This window comes from Spirosoma panaciterrae DSM 21099 (genome assembly GCF_000374025.1).
In the GTDB taxonomy this organism is placed as follows: domain Bacteria; phylum Bacteroidota; class Bacteroidia; order Cytophagales; family Spirosomataceae; genus Spirosoma; species Spirosoma panaciterrae.
On record NZ_KB893177.1, the window covers coordinates 140,296 to 155,633 of the forward strand.

The window sequence follows — 15,338 nt, forward strand, 5'->3', positions numbered from 1 at the left end:
CAAAAACAAACTCACCCTCTGATTACCAAAGAATTAACACAGAAAACAAATAGAGAATCCGTTATTACATCGGCTACAAAGCCGTAAACGATTGGTATCTTTACAGAAATAAATCGTTGCAAACGCACAGCCGGATGAGATTTGACAAAGTCCTCCCTACTGATCCACTGAAGCCCTATATAAAGCATTTTGTTATTTCAGAAAGCACGCTGGAGACTACGTATAAAATCTTTCCATCCACCAGTTTAGTCATTGGGTTTCAATACCAGGGCCAATTAGCCAGTATAGCAAAGGATCACATAAACCAGCTATCGACAGCAGGTATTACGGGGCTTACTGATCAGGTCAAGCTATTTAAAAACTCGGCTGATATAGGGACCATCCTCGTTTTTTTCACGGAAATCGGTCTCGCTTTTTTTACTTCCTGCCCGGCCAATGAGCTATTTAACCAAAGTATTTCGCTTGATATCATTTTCAGCAAGCAGACAATCGATGAGACTGAGGAGAAATTAGCCATGGCCCAGACAGACAGTGAGCGCATACGGGTTATTGAACGCTTTTTGCTGTCTCAACTTAAGGTGATTCAACGCGACAAACTGGTTATGGAAGCGGTCAGGCTTATTTATCAGTCAAAAGGAACGATCAGAATTTCGGAACTCAATCAAACATTGGCGATCAGTCAAAGCCCTTTAGAAAAGCGCTTCAGAAAGCTGGTGGGTACAACACCTAAGAAATTTGCGTCCATCGTTCGCTTCAATACTGTTCTCAACGACCTGACAACCAGCACCAAGTCGCTGACCGAAATCTGCTACGAGCATAATTTTTTCGATCAGGCCCACTTCATCAAAGACGTCAGGCAATACACGGGCGAAACACCCGAACGCCTTAAACGGACCAATTAGCTAAACGATTTTTTACAATACCAGCCACTCTCATTGTTGGACCTTTGTGGTGATATTCTTATTCAGCCAATCGCTTACCAACAACGAGCCATGTTTACAGTAGCCCAAATCAAAGCCGCTCATGCTAATGTTAAATCAGGAGCCGACTTCCCGAACTACATTCAGGAAATCAAAAAATTAGGCGTCAAAGCGTTTGAAACCTGGGTGATCGACAGCCATACCGATTACGTCGGCGACAGCCAATACCAAACGTCGTCGCAGCCGATGTATGCCCAACTGTCCATCGCCGATACTGTCGATAAAGAAACATTTGCTCACGCCCTGCATATCCATCAGCAAGGCCAGACTGACTATTTTACGTTTTGTACAGCCTGTGCCGCTACGGGCATCGAAAAATGGGTTGTCGATCTTGAAGCCATGACCTGCACCTATTTCGACAAAGCCGGCCATCCAGTGCTGGTAGAGCAAATCCCAGCCTAAATCGATCCTGCACTACATATTGGCAACATTAGCCAAGCAAAAGTAAAGGAAGCAAAACACGCTTTGAACAGCCGTCTTACGAAACCTTGGTCTTTTGAAATCTTTGTTGCCACAAATCAAAACCGGGTGGGCTCACTAATTCCTTTGCCAATTTGCCTTTACCAGCCTGTATGCTAAGTTAATGGGAGTCCATTGGCTATCTAACCTTATTCTGCCCTATATTTCCGCTAATCGAACAGCCCATGCATGCTATATGAGAAGGAAAATAAGGCGATTTCTGAACGAACCCCTGGAAGCCCAGATTCGCGAAGTGCAAGCCCAGCTTAGACAGGCAAAAGAAGACAATATAGCCACTAAACTGGTGATGGGAGCAGCACTGGCGAAACTAGCCAGACAGGCGACCTCCCTTAAGGAAGCCGAATTTAAAGTATTTTCCCAGTTTGGTGATGATGGTATTCTTCAGTACCTAATCAGTCGTATCAAGCCCCAGGTAGATACCTTTATTGAATTTGGTGTTGAAGATTATGAGGAAGCCAACACCCGGTTTTTATTAATGAATGATAATTGGAAAGGGCTGATTATCGATGGTTCGTCCTCTTTCATTGATTTCATCAAGGCAAGTTCCTTTTACTGGCGCTACAGCCTAAAAGCGATTGCGAGTTTTGTTACTGTTGAAAACATCAATCAACTATTGGTTGATCATGGATTCACCGGGCAGATTGGGTTGCTCAGTATTGATATCGATGGCAATGATTACTGGGTCTGGCAGGCAATCTCCGTAGTTGAGGCCGATATTGTCGTTATCGAATACAACAGTCTGTTTGGGGCCGAACGATCGATCAGTGTTCCGTACAGAGCTGATTTTGATCGTGAGCAGGCTCATTATTCCTACTTATATTTCGGTGCTTCGCTGCCTGCTTTGTATGATCTGGCCCTTGAAAAGGGATATGCTTTTGTGGGCTGTAATCAGGCAGGCAATAATGCTTACTTTGTGAAGCAGGAGAAATTAAATGGTTTAGCTGCTCTGACCGTCGACGAGGGCTATGTGTATTCTCGTTTTCGCGAAAGCCGAAATCCCGACGGGCAAATGTCTTTTCTGGATGGGGTCGAGCGAAGCACCCTGCTCAAAGGCCTTCGGGTGATCAATACGCGAACGAATACAGAAGAGTATTTGTAAGCCAGGGTCGAAAAGGCCGCAGCATCCAGTAAAGGCAAGCTTGAATCAAAATTGGACTGGCCGTACAGTAAGATTGGCGAAATCACCTCCAGAGCCATTGCCCACCCACAGACCTACCCGACCATTCGCTGTCTGAACAAGTCGTTCGACCACTAGTGCCGGCGTCGTGTTTTGATTGACAAAGACCCGCACGGCGTGTGATTGAATTTCTACGCGTACATGGAACCAGCCGTTGGGATCGGGCGGAGAACTTAATGCGGATTCGTACTTTCCCGGAAAGTTGGTACGGAGCTTTTGCCAGGTAAACATAGGGTGAGCAATGTACTGTACGGCATGAACCCGACGGAGGGAATCAGTACTAAAAAAGTTGAAGGGTCGGAAATAAATGGCTTCATAGGTTTTGTTGTCCTGTCCATGAAAGGCAATCCCTACGAAGCTCTGCTGGAGTACGTTTTTACCTCGTACGTCGAATTCAAGTGTGCCCTTATCCAGGCGAAGGTCAGGTATCCAGGCTACTCCTTCGTCTGTTTTTTCATCCAGGCGGATGCCTTTATAAGTACCCTCTATCAGAGCGGTGGCGGTACGATTGACGACCGTCTGGGAATTTCTGGTCAGGATTGTCAGATCAGGCCGTAAAACATCGGCCGATTGTGCCAGGCCAACGCCATTCAGAAGCAAGCTCAACAGCCAGTACAGTAGGATTGATGCGATATGGATTTGTTTCATTGCGTACATCATGAGTTAATGCGAACGAGCCTTTGGCAGGAACGGCTGTAAACCTACTCATCAGCGTTCAAACTATTCGATCAATCGCGTTCAAGTATGATTCAAATTGTACCAAATCGATAATCGCCTTACTGACAGCCACATGACAGCAAAAAAAGATCATTCCAGTTTGGCCAGGTGTCGCCAGCAAATTGAGCAGATCAGCGGTTTGGGGAGTGCTGAAGGATGGACTACCGCTGATTTTGATCGATTGAGTGAGGCTATTCTGCAAAAAACCGGCACTTGCCTGAGTATAACCACCCTGAAGCGCGTATGGGGTAAAGTCCGCTATGATTCCTCGCCCACGACTACCACATTAAACGTACTGGTCCAGTACTTAGACTATCCAAACTGGCATGATTTTGAAAGCCAGGCTGATCAACGGCATCCGATCACGGCACTTCCCGGTTCACCCACTACTGATTCGCCCGCCATCCAACCTGACTTACGTTGGCGACTGAGCCGGGTTGTTCTGTATGGTTTGGGAATGGCCTTGAGTGGACTACTCGTTTTCCTGCTGTTATCGGATCAACAACCGACTCTTTCGCCCCAGGATTTCTCATTTCGTAGTCGACCAATCACGCAGGGTATTCCGAACTCAGTGGTGTTCGATTACGACGCGACTGCTTCTCCTACGGATTCAGTATTTATTCAACAGTCCTGGGACCCGACCCGGCGTCAGCTTGTTGCCCGCACGGGTCATCAGCATACATCGATCTACTATTATCCGGGCTACTTCCGGGCTAAGCTGGTGGTGGGAAAACAGGTCGTTCGGGAGCACGACCTACTCATCCGCTCGCAGGGCTGGAACATCGCCGTAATGCAGGAGCCGGTTCCGGTTTATTTCAAGGCTGGCGATGTGATCCAGCACGGAAAACTTGATCTGCCCCCGTCACTCATTGAAGCCCATCACGTAACTATGCAACCTCAGCCACCGCTTACCCGTTATCGCTACATTGGAGAGCTAAAAGGCCTACAATCTAATAACTTTGTACTTGAAACCCGGCTCCGCCATACTTACCGAACCGGGTCTGCTGCTTGTCAGCAGACCCAACTGATGATCCATGGAAAGGGGGAAATGTTTTTTATTCCTTTATCGGCGAAAGGGTGCATTTCGGATTTATTTCTAGGCCTTGCGGGCCATCAGGTAGACGGACGCAATACGAATCTATCAGCTTTTGGTGTTGACTTTTCCAACTGGGTCGAGCTGCGGTGCGAGGTTATCCAGAACCGAGCGCATATTTGGATAAACGGGCGGCTGGCCTATCAAACAACTATTCCCTCTTCGCCAGTTGACTTAGTTGGTGTTACGTATGAATTTACCGGAACGGGTTCGGTTGACTACTGCCGATTCCGTCGGCCGGATGGCTCGACAGTGTTTTTTGACGGGTTTGATTCGGCATATTAGTAGACCTATTTTACTTTAGGCTCATACCACCATCCATGATTAGTTCAGCCCCCGTAATGAAACGAGCGGCATCACTACTAAAATAAGCCACCATTTTACCAACATCTTCGGCTTTACCGATTTGTTTGAGTGGAATGCGATCAAGCATCCACTGATCGAGTTGCTTTAATTGCTCCGAGCTATACCCCGCCTTGGTCAGAATCTCGGTTTGAGTGGGGCCTGGGCTTACGCTGTTTACACGGATCTGACGGGAAGCCAGTTCTACAGCCGCAATCCGCATGACGGCATTTAGAGCCGCCTTACTGGACGAGTAGATCGAGGAATTAGCGCCATCCATGCTAGCCGTATTCGATGACAGAAAAACGACCGATCCGCCGTCATTCAGTAAAGGAATAAACCGGCTTAAGGTAAAATAAGCGCCCTTAAAATTGACGTTCATTACCCGATCAAACACGTCTTCGGTAGCTTGCTCAATACTGGCTCCTTCCAGAATACCAGCGTTGATAAACAAAATATCAATGGTCTGGTATAGCTCCTGCACAGCAGCAGCCAGCTTTTCCACGGCAGCGAGTTGCCCTTGATCGGCCACTATACCTGTAACGCCTAATTCAGCAGCCGCCTGATCGACGGCCGTTTTTCGTCGTCCTGTTATGATTACCTGAGCGCCCTGCCGCTTTAATTCTTTAGCGGTTGCATAGCCAATACCACTATTTCCGCCCGTAACCAGAGCTATTTTTCCTGTTAGCGTATCCATGATTTATAAACTTTGATAGGATGGAGCAAAAGTAAAGCGAATTTGGTATAACTTTGTTACCAGTATAATCAAGTATACCAACTATGCAGGAAGACAAGCGCCATGAATTGGCCAGTACAGTTCTGGATAATCCCCGAAATCAGCGTCAGGAAGTACAGGCTTTACAGGATACGATTTATGTGATTGGCGGCAAATGGCGGTTGCCCATTATCAATTCGATTTGTAATGGCAATAAACGGTTCCGCGAAATTGAGCGAAGCATACCCGGCATAACGACCCGTATGTTATCTCGGGAGCTAAAAGAGATGGAAGCCAATCAATTAATTCAGCGAACGGTAATTCCCTCCACGCCAGTTGTGGTGGAATACACATCGACAGACTACTGCCATTCCTTCGGCGACATTATCCTAGAGATGATCAAATGGGGTAAACAGCATCGGGAGCGCATAAAACACTAGGGCAGGGTATCGTTTACGGATACAGAAACCCCGCCATTTCTGCGTCTGTTTTCTTTGGCATTGCTCCAGAAGCTAAAGGAATCGGTTGGCAATCTGCTTTTTTGATTGATCCCTTTGTCTGCTTCTCTTGAAGTGCATCGGCTCGTTTAAAACATAGCCTATTCAATGCTAGTGGCCTCTCCCTTGCAAAAAGGCGGCAATTTCCATACCCCAGGCGATACCGATGTGAATGAGCAATCCACCCCAGATACTACGGGTGCTGAGAGCCAGAACCCCCAGTAAATAGCCGCCAAATATGGAGGAAACGGCTTCGCCTAGGGGTCGCCCGAAGTGAATGGAGCAGTACCAGACGACCATGGGCAACACAGCCCCATGCCCCAGTACCCGGCTCATACCGATGACCAGAAACCCTCGAAAAAGCAGTTCGGTAGGTACGAAGTCCCAGCCGTAGCAGAGTTCATAAACGAGGGCAGTCACCCATTCGGGCACACCGAAAAATTCGTTGGCATTGGTATCCCGGTAGGTCGGGTACGATTCCAGGAAATCGGCCTGAAACGAGGCCCAGGTAATTAACGGAATCATTAACGCCAGCAGCAGGGCATACAGCGCTAAGCCTTTCCGCTTGGGGGCCATACCGTAAAAGCTACTGGGATATGGGTCGAGGAATATATAGAACAGTACCAACGGCAATACAATGGTCAGTAGCGACTGAAGGTTGTGCAGGCAGTAATACGCAAAAACATAAATCTGTCCTCCAAAAAGCTGCTGACTCCATTGACTATGTGCATAAAACCCCGCGTAGATGGAGTAACAAACGAGTGCTACCCCACTTCGCAGCCAGAATTGTCGATTTCTCCAGATGTCTGGTCGTCGATGAACGTATGTCCAGAGCCAGACACTGACATAATAGGCCGTTGCGTACAGACAAAAGTAAAGAACTGGCCAAATGGGTTTTCCCTGAAACGAATCGATGTAGGCATCTTCGAGATCGAGCGTGAAGTTGATCGTAAGAAGTACGGTAAGCCAAAGCGCAGTAGCCGCGTACAGGCCAGGCCGGAAGTCGATGCGAAAATGAGTACGAAGGTCTTGCCAAAGGGCTTTCATAATGTCTTTTTCAACAAAGTAGAAACCGATAGACTCATTCTCCGATTTCTACTTTGTTGAAATGGTAAAAAACGAGGTTAAAACCCTTCTTTCTCGGCTTCTTTGTCTTTTTTCTTCTCGTCTTTCTTCTTCTCTTCCTTCACCACTTTCTGCCCGGGTTGTAATTTCGGCTTCGGGGCAGGCTTAGCCTTCGTTTTATACTGATCGAGGTAGCGATCAACAAAAAGCGTTTTTTCATCGACCGTTGCCGGGACTACCTCCAGAGCCGCTTTAGACGAGTTTTTCGAGCCAGCCAGAAGTCGGTCATTGATTTCCTGCTCCGAGGTGATAATAGCTAACTGACCGATAGCGCCTGGCCCATTACCCCCTTTGTAATCATAATACACCCAGACATCCGGCGACGATTCGAGGTAGATGCTGAACTCATCGCCATTGCCCGTCTTACGAATTTCGACAAAACCATCCATCTGCGCATTAATGTCGGTAGCCATGATGTTCGACACTCCTAGCTGGCCTGTACTGTAAAACGCATTGTATTTGGGCGACCAGCGTAAATTGGCATTGGCCATAACCAGCATAGCATTTAGTTTGGGTGATGCCTGATTGAGTGGTACGTGCTGGTTCTGCGCTTTAACCCGATACGCATCTACGGCCTGCTGCCCAATCAGCGGTATGAGCTTATCCGAAAGGCGGTTCAGATCGTCGTCGGCCGCTTCGTCATTCTTTTCTTCCAGGTTCGTTTTGACGATCTTATCGGCAATGCTCGTATTCACCAGATCCGGTACGGGCAAGGCAAACACCATCAATGTATTGAACCGATAGAGGCTACTGTCGATGTTGATCCGCGCCGACCCCGATGACAGCAAATATTCCTGCGGGGCCGTGTTCATGAAGTTCATTTTGCCTTTGTAGGTCATCAGCCCACGCGCATCGTTGAAGGTATAGGCATTCTCAACATCGGCATCTTCCGAACTATCCGCTTTGGCTACCGAATCGACCACTGCCACCGCATCGCCCCCTTTTGAGGCAATCCGATATACTTTGTCTTTTTCATCGTAGCGCATGATCCCGGTAGCACTAAAAAGATCATCGTCGCGGGAGTCTTCTTTGGGCGACAGGAACGTGGGGTACACGCCAGCGCCACCTGCCCGGAAATGAATACCAGCTACCAGTTGCTGGCCACCGTCGTTTTTAAGATTCTTATCGACTTTTATCTCCAGCCGTTCAGCCACCTTTTCCTTGAATGGAATCCAGTCGCTAATCAGGTCTTTGCGTTTTTTCAGAGCCGGCTTAATAAAGCCATCCATGGACAGGTCCTGCTTGGGCGCTTCCATCACAATGCCCCCCCGGAAGAGCATTTTAGGAGCCAGTTGCAGATTATCCGCTTCATCGACCTCCGCACGAGCCACCGTAAAATAGGTTGTCATGGGCTTGTCGGCTCCACCCTTAGTACGAGCGGCACTACGACTCGCTTTCTTGGCATCGGCCGTTAAAGAAGCCGCTTCAGCATTAGCAGCAAACGTGGCAGGGGCTTCTTTCAACTCGAAACTACCCATTTTGATGCTGGCGGTATCGCCTTTGGCCGTAGCAAACTGATAGGTAGCATCACCGGCAAACCGAGTCCGCGACAGCACCTGAATATTGCCGTTCTTCAATCGGTGAAACAGGTTGATGGTATCCAGCTCCAGTCGGGCATTTTTCAATGCCATCATTTCGCCATTTCGCCGGATCGACACCAGGCCTTTGTCGGGGTAGATACGGGCATCGGCGGAGGTAATATACGGCACTCCACTAATGTTCAGCGTCCGTTTCTCCACGTCATACAAAGCCGCTGAACCGTTGAACGCCAGCCCTTCCTGCTCCTCGGCTGTTGCCGTAAACAGGGATGTTTTCACATCGCCTTTCATGGCAATGGTTTTGGCATTTACGTTCCACTGCGCCCGGTTGATACTGGTCTTGTACGCAGCAAAGGGAAATTCTATACTTGGCGAAACGGTATCGCCTATGCTTTCTTTTTTATTGATCGCCAGCCCAACCAATCCTTTCGTCTGATTGAAGTCGACATCGACGTCATTTCCTAACAGAATGGGTTTACCAGCGGGCGTTCCCGGTGCTTCTTTATCCGAAACGATTTTAAACTGTGCCCCACTGGCCAGGAAACCATCCTTATTGAATTTGATGCTGTTCGAAATCGTCTCTGAGTCTTTCCGGCGCAGGGTTCCATGGCCAAACAACCCTGACGAACGTACCAGCAATCCACCCTCCAGATTGGTAGTGGCGCTATAAAAATTGAAGTTATTTTTCTGTGTGGTGATGACCATGCTATCGGTTTTAGGCCACCATTTCATGCTAAAATTGTTGAGTTGAACCTGCGGAAAATAGCCTTTCCCAACGAGCCCTTCTTTTATTTCTCCTTTATCGCCCGATGCCAGCAGCGAATCCGTCATAAACAGGATTCCTTTCGTCGTAAGCGTAGTAGTCAGGTGATTGAGTACGCCTTCGGCCCGGAGGCCGCTTTTATCCATGACCAGATCGCCCGTAAACTTGACGGTCGATGGCACTGTTCCCTTCTTGCCAGCATAGACCGGGTAGCCCGTGGCAGGTGCCTTATGCACAAAACCCAGGGTGTTGTCGGGCATGGTAACTAGCTGCGCTTTGAATGGCGGAAAAATTCCATCCGAATAGAACGTTCCCATAAACGCAATGTCGCCCTTACCCAGGCTGTCGTTGTCGATAGCCGGGATTTTGAAGTAGACTTTCTGATTATAGGTAAGGTTACCCCGGTTGGGCTGGTTAAAATAAACGGTCATCCCTTCGGGCATTACCAGACGCTGGGTGGTTTTCTTACCCGCCATCTGCCCCGATTTGTTGTCAGAGCCCGCCAGATAAACCGTTCCTGGATTCTCGTACTTAATATCGCCCCCGATTTCGCCCTCTTTCCCCTGTGCCGCCAGTTTCTGCGACTGAAAAGTAATGGAGTCGATCTTGTTAAGGCTCATCGCGAACTTATCATAGTTGAATTTCAGATCCCGACCAGCGTATCGTAACGTTCCTGCTTTGAGCTGTCCGTTCAGCGTAAAATCGCGGCCTTTCCCTACCCGGAGTATCTTATCGGAGGGGAAGCCGAAAATTTTCAACGAATCGGACATGGTAAACTGACGGACGCCCCGAATGGTCAGAATCTTGTCGTTGAGGTCGATGGTCGCGTTTTTGATACTATCGTTCGAGACAAACAGCGACTGTACCTGGAAGTTATCGTAATCCTGCTTGTGTGCATAGGCCAGTACATACAGTACGCCCTTACGACTCAGGCGCATCATACTGGTTTTGGGGTCACGGTCGATGTAGCCTTCCAGCACCATCCGGTTCAGCGCACCACGCAAGGCACTTGCATTTACGTTTTTGGCAAACTGGGTAATGTCGTCGTCCAGGAATGTCTGCTGCTTTTTGGTAGAAACGAAGTTAGCGACAATCTGTAATGGGTGAAATCCATAATCGACCGTCAGATCGGAATAGCGCTGAGGGTGGAAATAATCGAACGATTCGAAGCGGACGGGCACTTCGCGTTTGGCGCCAATCTGATAGAAATCCACTTTCCGGCGGGGCAAATCCCAGCGCACCACTTCGGGCATGATAAAAAATTTGTGGTACGAGTCGGCATAGGGCACACGGGCAAAATCGGTGCGTTGCTCGCGGTCGAGCCAGGCTATGCGCTGGGCTTTGTCGTACCGGAACTTTACGGATGGATGCGTAATCGAGTCGGTATCGACATAGCCCACAAACGCAGCCGAATTGGCCGAAATCATGGGTCTTGCCTGAGCCGTACGAGCAGTCGTTGTTTTTACAGGCTCTGTTGTATTGAAGCCGGATGCCGCCAGCCCCGCCTGAGTCGAATCGGCAGGCGGCATATCATTGACGGCAAAATCGAACCGACGGCTGGTAGCTTTCATAGCGGGCTTACCGTTGTATTTTACGGTGAGCTGAGCCGGAAACCCACTGGCCGACGCACCAACCATTTGTGTGCCCGACAACGCTAATCCGCCTTTATACTCAACATCAGGACCTAAATCGGGCAGTTTGACGTCATTTTGCCACGACATAAACCGAGGATAGGTAATGGGGCCACCCTTTTTCTTACTGACATACTCGAATACTCCTTTGATGGGTGGGGTTTTCTCATAGGTCAGCGTTACATCATCCGCCTGAAGGCGCGGATTCATGGTCGTGAGCGCATAGTCGCTCAACGTCACAAAAATATCCGGTCGCCCGGCGGTAGCCCAGGTAAACTTGCCACCCTGCCCAACCAATACACCGTCTTTGAGCATCATATCGCCACTGGTATTCGCCAGAATAGCCGAGTCGCCATTGGCCACGATAGCCAGCGATACATCTTTCAGCGTAATCAACACACCCGACACAGAAGGTAACGGCCGACGCTGGGGAATATACTGGGGCCCTACGGAACGGGGCTGGGTGGAATCGGACGAAGCGGGTGTATCCCACCCATCGAATCGAGACCGTTCGGCTGCCGCCTTTGCTGCGGCAACGGAGTCCTCTACCGTTTTGATGTCGGTCGGTTTCAACGATTTCAGCCCTTCAACAAACCGAAAGTCAAACGTGCCCCCATGGGCGTATAACTTGTTGTAGTTACTGGCATACAATTCCCGACGATCCATAAACCGCCGAACCGTTTCCAGACTTCGGGCAAACACCTTGGCATCCGTTGTTTCGAACAGCTTTTCCGAAATAGTCAGCAATCCATCGACGTTCGTAGCAGGCTGCTGCTGCGTGGCCAGATACAACGCTTCATAAAATGGCGTAAAGATGGTAGCTGCCGGTAATCGCTTCTGGTTCATCTTCCGGCTCAGGGACATGACCCGCTCCTGCTGTTGGGCCGAAAGGCGGTTTTCGGACCAGACGGCCTGTAAGTTGGTTCCTGCCCGAACGCCCGCAGGCCCACCTGTGGCCATTAGTTTCTGCACATCGGCTACAAACTGATCGGGCTTATCAGAAATCCGAACCGCCTGACCCATGGCGCTTGACAGAGTCAACATGAAGAAAAGTCCCACCAGAATCTGGGTTTTCACCGGAGTCTGTGTACTCACTAATTTTTCCGACGACTGCCCACAAAAAGGTCTATGACGACACAAACCCAGGTAAGATGGTAAAACCAGGCTGTAATAGATACGATTCATATCCGAAGGCTGACCAGGGGTATTTCCCTATCAGCGTTTAATAAACGACAAAGAAGTCCACTGATTTTTGGTTAGCTGCTTTACCAGCGTTAATCCTGATTCTTCTGCTTTTTGCTGAATATCTGGCGCGTCGTTGTCATAGAAGCCGCTGACAACCAGGTATCCGTTCTGGATTAACAGTGTAGTGTAGGTAGGAATTTCGGCCAGCAGCACGTTCCGGTTGATATTCGCCAGGATGATGTCGTATGGCTCGACAGCCTTTACATCGGCAATCGTTCCCTGGAATACGGTAACCTGCGCGCAGTCGTTAAGTTCGGCGTTTTCGCGGGCATTTTCAACTGCCCATTCTTCAATATCGAAGGCCAGTACCGCATTTGCCCCCATTTTAGCGGCCAGAATCGCCAGAATTCCCGTTCCACTCCCCACATCGAGCACCGTTTTTCCGGCAAAATTGAGGCCAAGCTGTTGCTCCAGCATCATCGCCGTGGTTTCGTGGTGGCCCGTTCCAAACGACATTTTCGGATTAATGACAATGTCGTAACGAAATCGGGCGTCCAACGGATGGAAGGACGCCCGGACCCGGACCTGGCCCGCCACTTCGATCGGCTCATAATCGCGCTCCCACTCGGCGTTCCAGTTTCGTTTCTCTAACGAACTAACTTCATAGGCTATTGCAGTCTGAGCCGCGTATTTCTCAATCAATTCCTGTATGAGCTGTTCATCGAAATCCGAATCAACTATATAGGCATTCAGTCCTTCGTCGGTTTCCACAAAAGATTCAAATCCCAGTTCGGCCAGTTCGGCGGTAAGTATGTCGGTATAATCGGGCGACAGATGCAGTTGAAGTTCAATATAATTCATACGTCAAAATAACGAAAAAGAGCGAAACGGTTTGCTTTACTTCTCTGTATCGACCTGCTTCTCTGCATTTTTTGCCTTACTTTCCAACCTTTTCTCTATAGTGTGTCCCTTTAGTCCGACGCACCGTTAAAACCATGTTCCGCTTGGCCACATCGACCGACATATCTGAACGCGACCTGATCGACCGCTGTCGGGCCAATGACCGGGTTGCCCAGCGGCTTCTGTTCGAACGATACAAGCGGGCTATGTTTTCGACCGCTTTTCGGATCATAAACGACTACGATCATGCCAACGATGTGCTACAGGACGCTTTTGTGGAGGTCTTTCGAAATCTGGAGCAGTTCGCCTTTCGTTCGACATTGGGTGCCTGGATAAAAATCATTGTCGTTCGTCAGGCTCTCCGAAAACAGCAGCTTGAAGGTCGGTTTCTGACCCTGGACGAACGCACGCATGACAGCCCGATTGCATTTCGCGATAACCTGACGGGCCTTGAATTAGATGCGGCTATTCGTCAGCTTCCCGACGGTGCCCGCACGGTGTTCCTACTCATTGAAGTAGAAGGGTATACCCATAAAGAAGTTGCGGACCTGCTCGGTATTTCGGAAGGTACTTCGAAATCGCAGACGAGTTATGCAAAGAAGCTATTAAGACAACGACTAGTATGAACGACTCACTGCCGCAACTACCCGAATACGACCCAGCCGATAAGCTGTGGGATCGGATCGAAGCTCATTTGCAGGCCGATGAGCAACTTAATCGGCTGATTCGTGAATTACCCGCTTACGAACCCCAGGCTGATCTATGGAATTCAATTGACAGCAGGCTATCTGCTAGCGAACGAACTATAACCCGTCCGCTCTGGCGCAACTTATCCCTCCCATGGGTAGGTCTGGCCGCTTCGGTTGCGTTATTTATGGTAGGGGTATGGTCGTTATGGCCTTCCGAAATCCCAGAAAAAGTGCGCATCGAATATGCCACTGAGATACCAAAGCCCGCTTCGTCCAAACAACCAAAGTCAATCCATTGGCCCGCTTCGACTACGCGAACCGAAGAATTTATTGCGAAGCGATGTGCCCAGCAGAAAGCCGTCTGCCAGCGTCCCGAAGTTCACGAACTACGGAAACAACTGACGGCGCTGACGATCAAGCAGCAACGTATTGAACAGGAACGGGCCGTTTTCGGCGACGACCCAACCTTACTACGCGCCCAGACTAAACTGGAAACCCAGCGGGCCGAAGTGACGAAAGAATTGATAACCCTTCTGGAATCATGAACATGGGTCTTTTTAGGCTGGCGCGGCTGCCCAATTGTCTCGTTCGGCTAATCAGATGCGTTATCGGGCTGATCATTTGCATCTACGGGGGCTTAAGCAGCTATGCGCAGTCGGTACAGGTCATCACAAAGATCATCGAGAAAGAGCTACCCTACACCGAAGGTCAGCCTATTGTCTTGACTGCCCAAAAGGCCGATGTAACGATTAAAGGCTGGAATCGCTCAATGATTTCGGTGCGTTTGCGGCTCATTGCCAAACATCCGGATCGAGCTGTGGCCGAACAGGAATTAGGGTATCATCAGTACTCCTTACGGGCGATCAATAACCAGATTGACCTGTCGAATCGCTTCGTCATTCCTCAATCGGTTGGGAAGCTGAAAAGCCAGTTGAAAGCCATTTATGAGATCAGTCTTCCGGCTAAGGCCCTTCTCAGTATAACCAATTCTTTTGGCGATATGAATCTGAGCAATCTGGATGGCAATACCACGGTGACCTTCGATTTTGGCAGGCTAAGGCTGGATGATATCACGGGCAAACTCACAACAAAATCCGACTATGGCGATATTGACGGACGCAACCTTGACGCTACGCTGGCCATTAAGGCCGAAAAAGCCGAGATTACCCTACAGGATGTAAGCGGAAACGTAACGATCCAGGCCAGCTTCGGAAAACTCACCCTCCTGCCCAACCCTACCCTTGATGCCTTGAATGTAGATGCGACTCGTACCGAAATTCTCATCGCGACAAAACGCATGACTGATTTTGGGTTTGAACTGACCAACTCGTTTGCAGACATACGCGTACCCGAAAATGTGGCCGATCAACTGATAAAGACCAAAAGCAAACAGGTTTTCAAGTACCAGCCTTTGGCCAACAAGCCCGAAATCGTTATTCAGAATCGCTATAGTCCGATTATTATCCAGGGAGAAAAACCACTCGTTGACCGTCGTTAAGCCACAAA

The 15,338-nt window shown here is 49.1% G+C and carries 13 protein-coding genes; 8 read left to right on the forward strand and 5 right to left on the reverse strand.

The window, feature by feature from the left end; translation table 11 throughout:
- Nucleotides 1–134: 134 nt before the first annotated feature.
- From B153_RS0109040 to B153_RS0109050, 3 genes are all read left to right on the forward strand, one after another.
- A complete protein-coding gene (locus tag B153_RS0109040; RefSeq protein WP_020596375.1) occupies nucleotides 135–902 on the forward strand; it encodes a response regulator transcription factor in 768 nt (255 codons plus the stop codon).
- A 90-nt stretch (nucleotides 903–992) separates the two neighbouring features.
- On the forward strand, nucleotides 993–1,382 hold the full coding sequence (locus tag B153_RS0109045) for a DUF1398 domain-containing protein (RefSeq protein ID WP_020596376.1): 390 nt from the start codon (nucleotides 993–995) through the stop codon (nucleotides 1,380–1,382).
- A 253-nt stretch (nucleotides 1,383–1,635) separates the two neighbouring features.
- On the forward strand, nucleotides 1,636–2,559 hold the full coding sequence (locus B153_RS0109050) for a hypothetical protein (protein WP_020596377.1): 924 nt from the start codon (nucleotides 1,636–1,638) through the stop codon (nucleotides 2,557–2,559).
- Between the two features lie 45 nt (nucleotides 2,560–2,604).
- Here the strand turns inward: B153_RS0109050 and B153_RS0109055 are convergent, their stop codons facing one another.
- The gene (locus tag B153_RS0109055; RefSeq protein ID WP_020596378.1) at nucleotides 2,605–3,285 is read right to left on the reverse strand and encodes a hypothetical protein; all 681 of its coding nucleotides are present in this window, start codon (nucleotides 3,283–3,285) and stop codon (nucleotides 2,605–2,607) included.
- Nucleotides 3,286–3,427: 142 nt separating this feature from the next.
- On the opposite strand from B153_RS0109055, the gene B153_RS0109060 reads away from it, so the two are divergent.
- Nucleotides 3,428–4,732, forward strand: a complete 1,305-nt coding sequence (locus tag B153_RS0109060) for a hypothetical protein (RefSeq protein ID WP_020596379.1) — start codon at nucleotides 3,428–3,430, stop codon at nucleotides 4,730–4,732.
- Between the two features lie 10 nt (nucleotides 4,733–4,742).
- On the opposite strand, the gene B153_RS0109065 is transcribed toward B153_RS0109060, so the two are convergent.
- Nucleotides 4,743–5,486 carry an SDR family oxidoreductase gene (locus tag B153_RS0109065; RefSeq protein ID WP_020596380.1) on the reverse strand — a complete coding sequence of 248 codons (744 nt, stop codon included), beginning with the start codon at nucleotides 5,484–5,486 and terminating at the stop codon, nucleotides 4,743–4,745.
- 83 nt (nucleotides 5,487–5,569) lie between these two features.
- Between B153_RS0109065 and B153_RS0109070 the strand changes: the two genes are divergently transcribed.
- A complete protein-coding gene (locus B153_RS0109070) occupies nucleotides 5,570–5,944 on the forward strand; it encodes a winged helix-turn-helix transcriptional regulator (RefSeq protein ID WP_020596381.1) in 375 nt (124 codons plus the stop codon).
- A gap of 168 nt (nucleotides 5,945–6,112) precedes the next feature.
- Here the strand turns inward: B153_RS0109070 and B153_RS0109075 are convergent, their stop codons facing one another.
- The 3 genes from B153_RS0109075 to prmA all read right to left on the reverse strand — a co-directional run bounded on the left by B153_RS0109075 (nucleotide 6,113) and on the right by prmA (nucleotide 13,104).
- Nucleotides 6,113–7,048 (reverse strand): CPBP family intramembrane glutamic endopeptidase, encoded by a 936-nt coding sequence (locus B153_RS0109075; RefSeq protein ID WP_020596382.1) that lies wholly within the window; start codon nucleotides 7,046–7,048, stop codon nucleotides 6,113–6,115.
- A 77-nt stretch (nucleotides 7,049–7,125) separates the two neighbouring features.
- Nucleotides 7,126–12,243 carry a hypothetical protein gene (locus tag B153_RS0109080; RefSeq protein ID WP_020596383.1) on the reverse strand — a complete coding sequence of 1,706 codons (5,118 nt, stop codon included), beginning with the start codon at nucleotides 12,241–12,243 and terminating at the stop codon, nucleotides 7,126–7,128.
- Nucleotides 12,244–12,273: 30 nt separating this feature from the next.
- A complete protein-coding gene (prmA, locus tag B153_RS0109085) occupies nucleotides 12,274–13,104 on the reverse strand; it encodes a 50S ribosomal protein L11 methyltransferase (RefSeq protein WP_020596384.1) in 831 nt (276 codons plus the stop codon).
- 134 nt (nucleotides 13,105–13,238) lie between these two features.
- On the opposite strand from prmA, the gene B153_RS0109090 reads away from it, so the two are divergent.
- Genes B153_RS0109090 through B153_RS0109100 form a run of 3 tightly spaced genes read left to right on the forward strand, consistent with a single transcriptional unit; the run spans nucleotide 13,239 to nucleotide 15,330 of the window.
- On the forward strand, nucleotides 13,239–13,769 hold the full coding sequence (locus tag B153_RS0109090; RefSeq protein ID WP_020596385.1) for an RNA polymerase sigma factor: 531 nt from the start codon (nucleotides 13,239–13,241) through the stop codon (nucleotides 13,767–13,769).
- Nucleotides 13,766–14,377, forward strand: a complete 612-nt coding sequence (locus B153_RS0109095) for a hypothetical protein (RefSeq protein WP_020596386.1) — start codon at nucleotides 13,766–13,768, stop codon at nucleotides 14,375–14,377. Before B153_RS0109090 ends, B153_RS0109095 begins: the two co-directional genes overlap by 4 nt.
- Entirely contained in the window at nucleotides 14,374–15,330 is a 957-nt protein-coding gene (locus B153_RS0109100; RefSeq protein WP_020596387.1) for a DUF4097 family beta strand repeat-containing protein, read from the forward strand. Before B153_RS0109095 ends, B153_RS0109100 begins: the two co-directional genes overlap by 4 nt.
- Nucleotides 15,331–15,338: the final 8 nt, after the last annotated feature.

Coding starts and splice junctions, on each gene's coding strand:
- B153_RS0109050 (WP_020596377.1), top strand. CDS start 1,636: ATGAGAAGGAAAATAAGGCGATTTCTGAACGAACCCCTGGAAGCCCAG.
- B153_RS0109065 (WP_020596380.1), bottom strand. CDS start 5,486: ATGGATACGCTAACAGGAAAAATAGCTCTGGTTACGGGCGGAAATAGT.
- B153_RS0109045 (WP_020596376.1), top strand. CDS start 993: ATGTTTACAGTAGCCCAAATCAAAGCCGCTCATGCTAATGTTAAATCA.
- prmA (WP_020596384.1), bottom strand. CDS start 13,104: ATGAATTATATTGAACTTCAACTGCATCTGTCGCCCGATTATACCGAC.
- B153_RS0109060 (WP_020596379.1), top strand. CDS start 3,428: ATGACAGCAAAAAAAGATCATTCCAGTTTGGCCAGGTGTCGCCAGCAA.
- B153_RS0109100 (WP_020596387.1), top strand. CDS start 14,374: ATGAACATGGGTCTTTTTAGGCTGGCGCGGCTGCCCAATTGTCTCGTT.
- B153_RS0109040 (WP_020596375.1), top strand. CDS start 135: ATGAGATTTGACAAAGTCCTCCCTACTGATCCACTGAAGCCCTATATA.
- B153_RS0109080 (WP_020596383.1), bottom strand. CDS start 12,243: ATGAATCGTATCTATTACAGCCTGGTTTTACCATCTTACCTGGGTTTG.
- B153_RS0109070 (WP_020596381.1), top strand. CDS start 5,570: ATGCAGGAAGACAAGCGCCATGAATTGGCCAGTACAGTTCTGGATAAT.
- B153_RS0109090 (WP_020596385.1), top strand. CDS start 13,239: ATGTTCCGCTTGGCCACATCGACCGACATATCTGAACGCGACCTGATC.
- B153_RS0109095 (WP_020596386.1), top strand. CDS start 13,766: ATGAACGACTCACTGCCGCAACTACCCGAATACGACCCAGCCGATAAG.
- B153_RS0109075 (WP_020596382.1), bottom strand. CDS start 7,048: ATGAAAGCCCTTTGGCAAGACCTTCGTACTCATTTTCGCATCGACTTC.
- B153_RS0109055 (WP_020596378.1), bottom strand. CDS start 3,285: ATGAAACAAATCCATATCGCATCAATCCTACTGTACTGGCTGTTGAGC.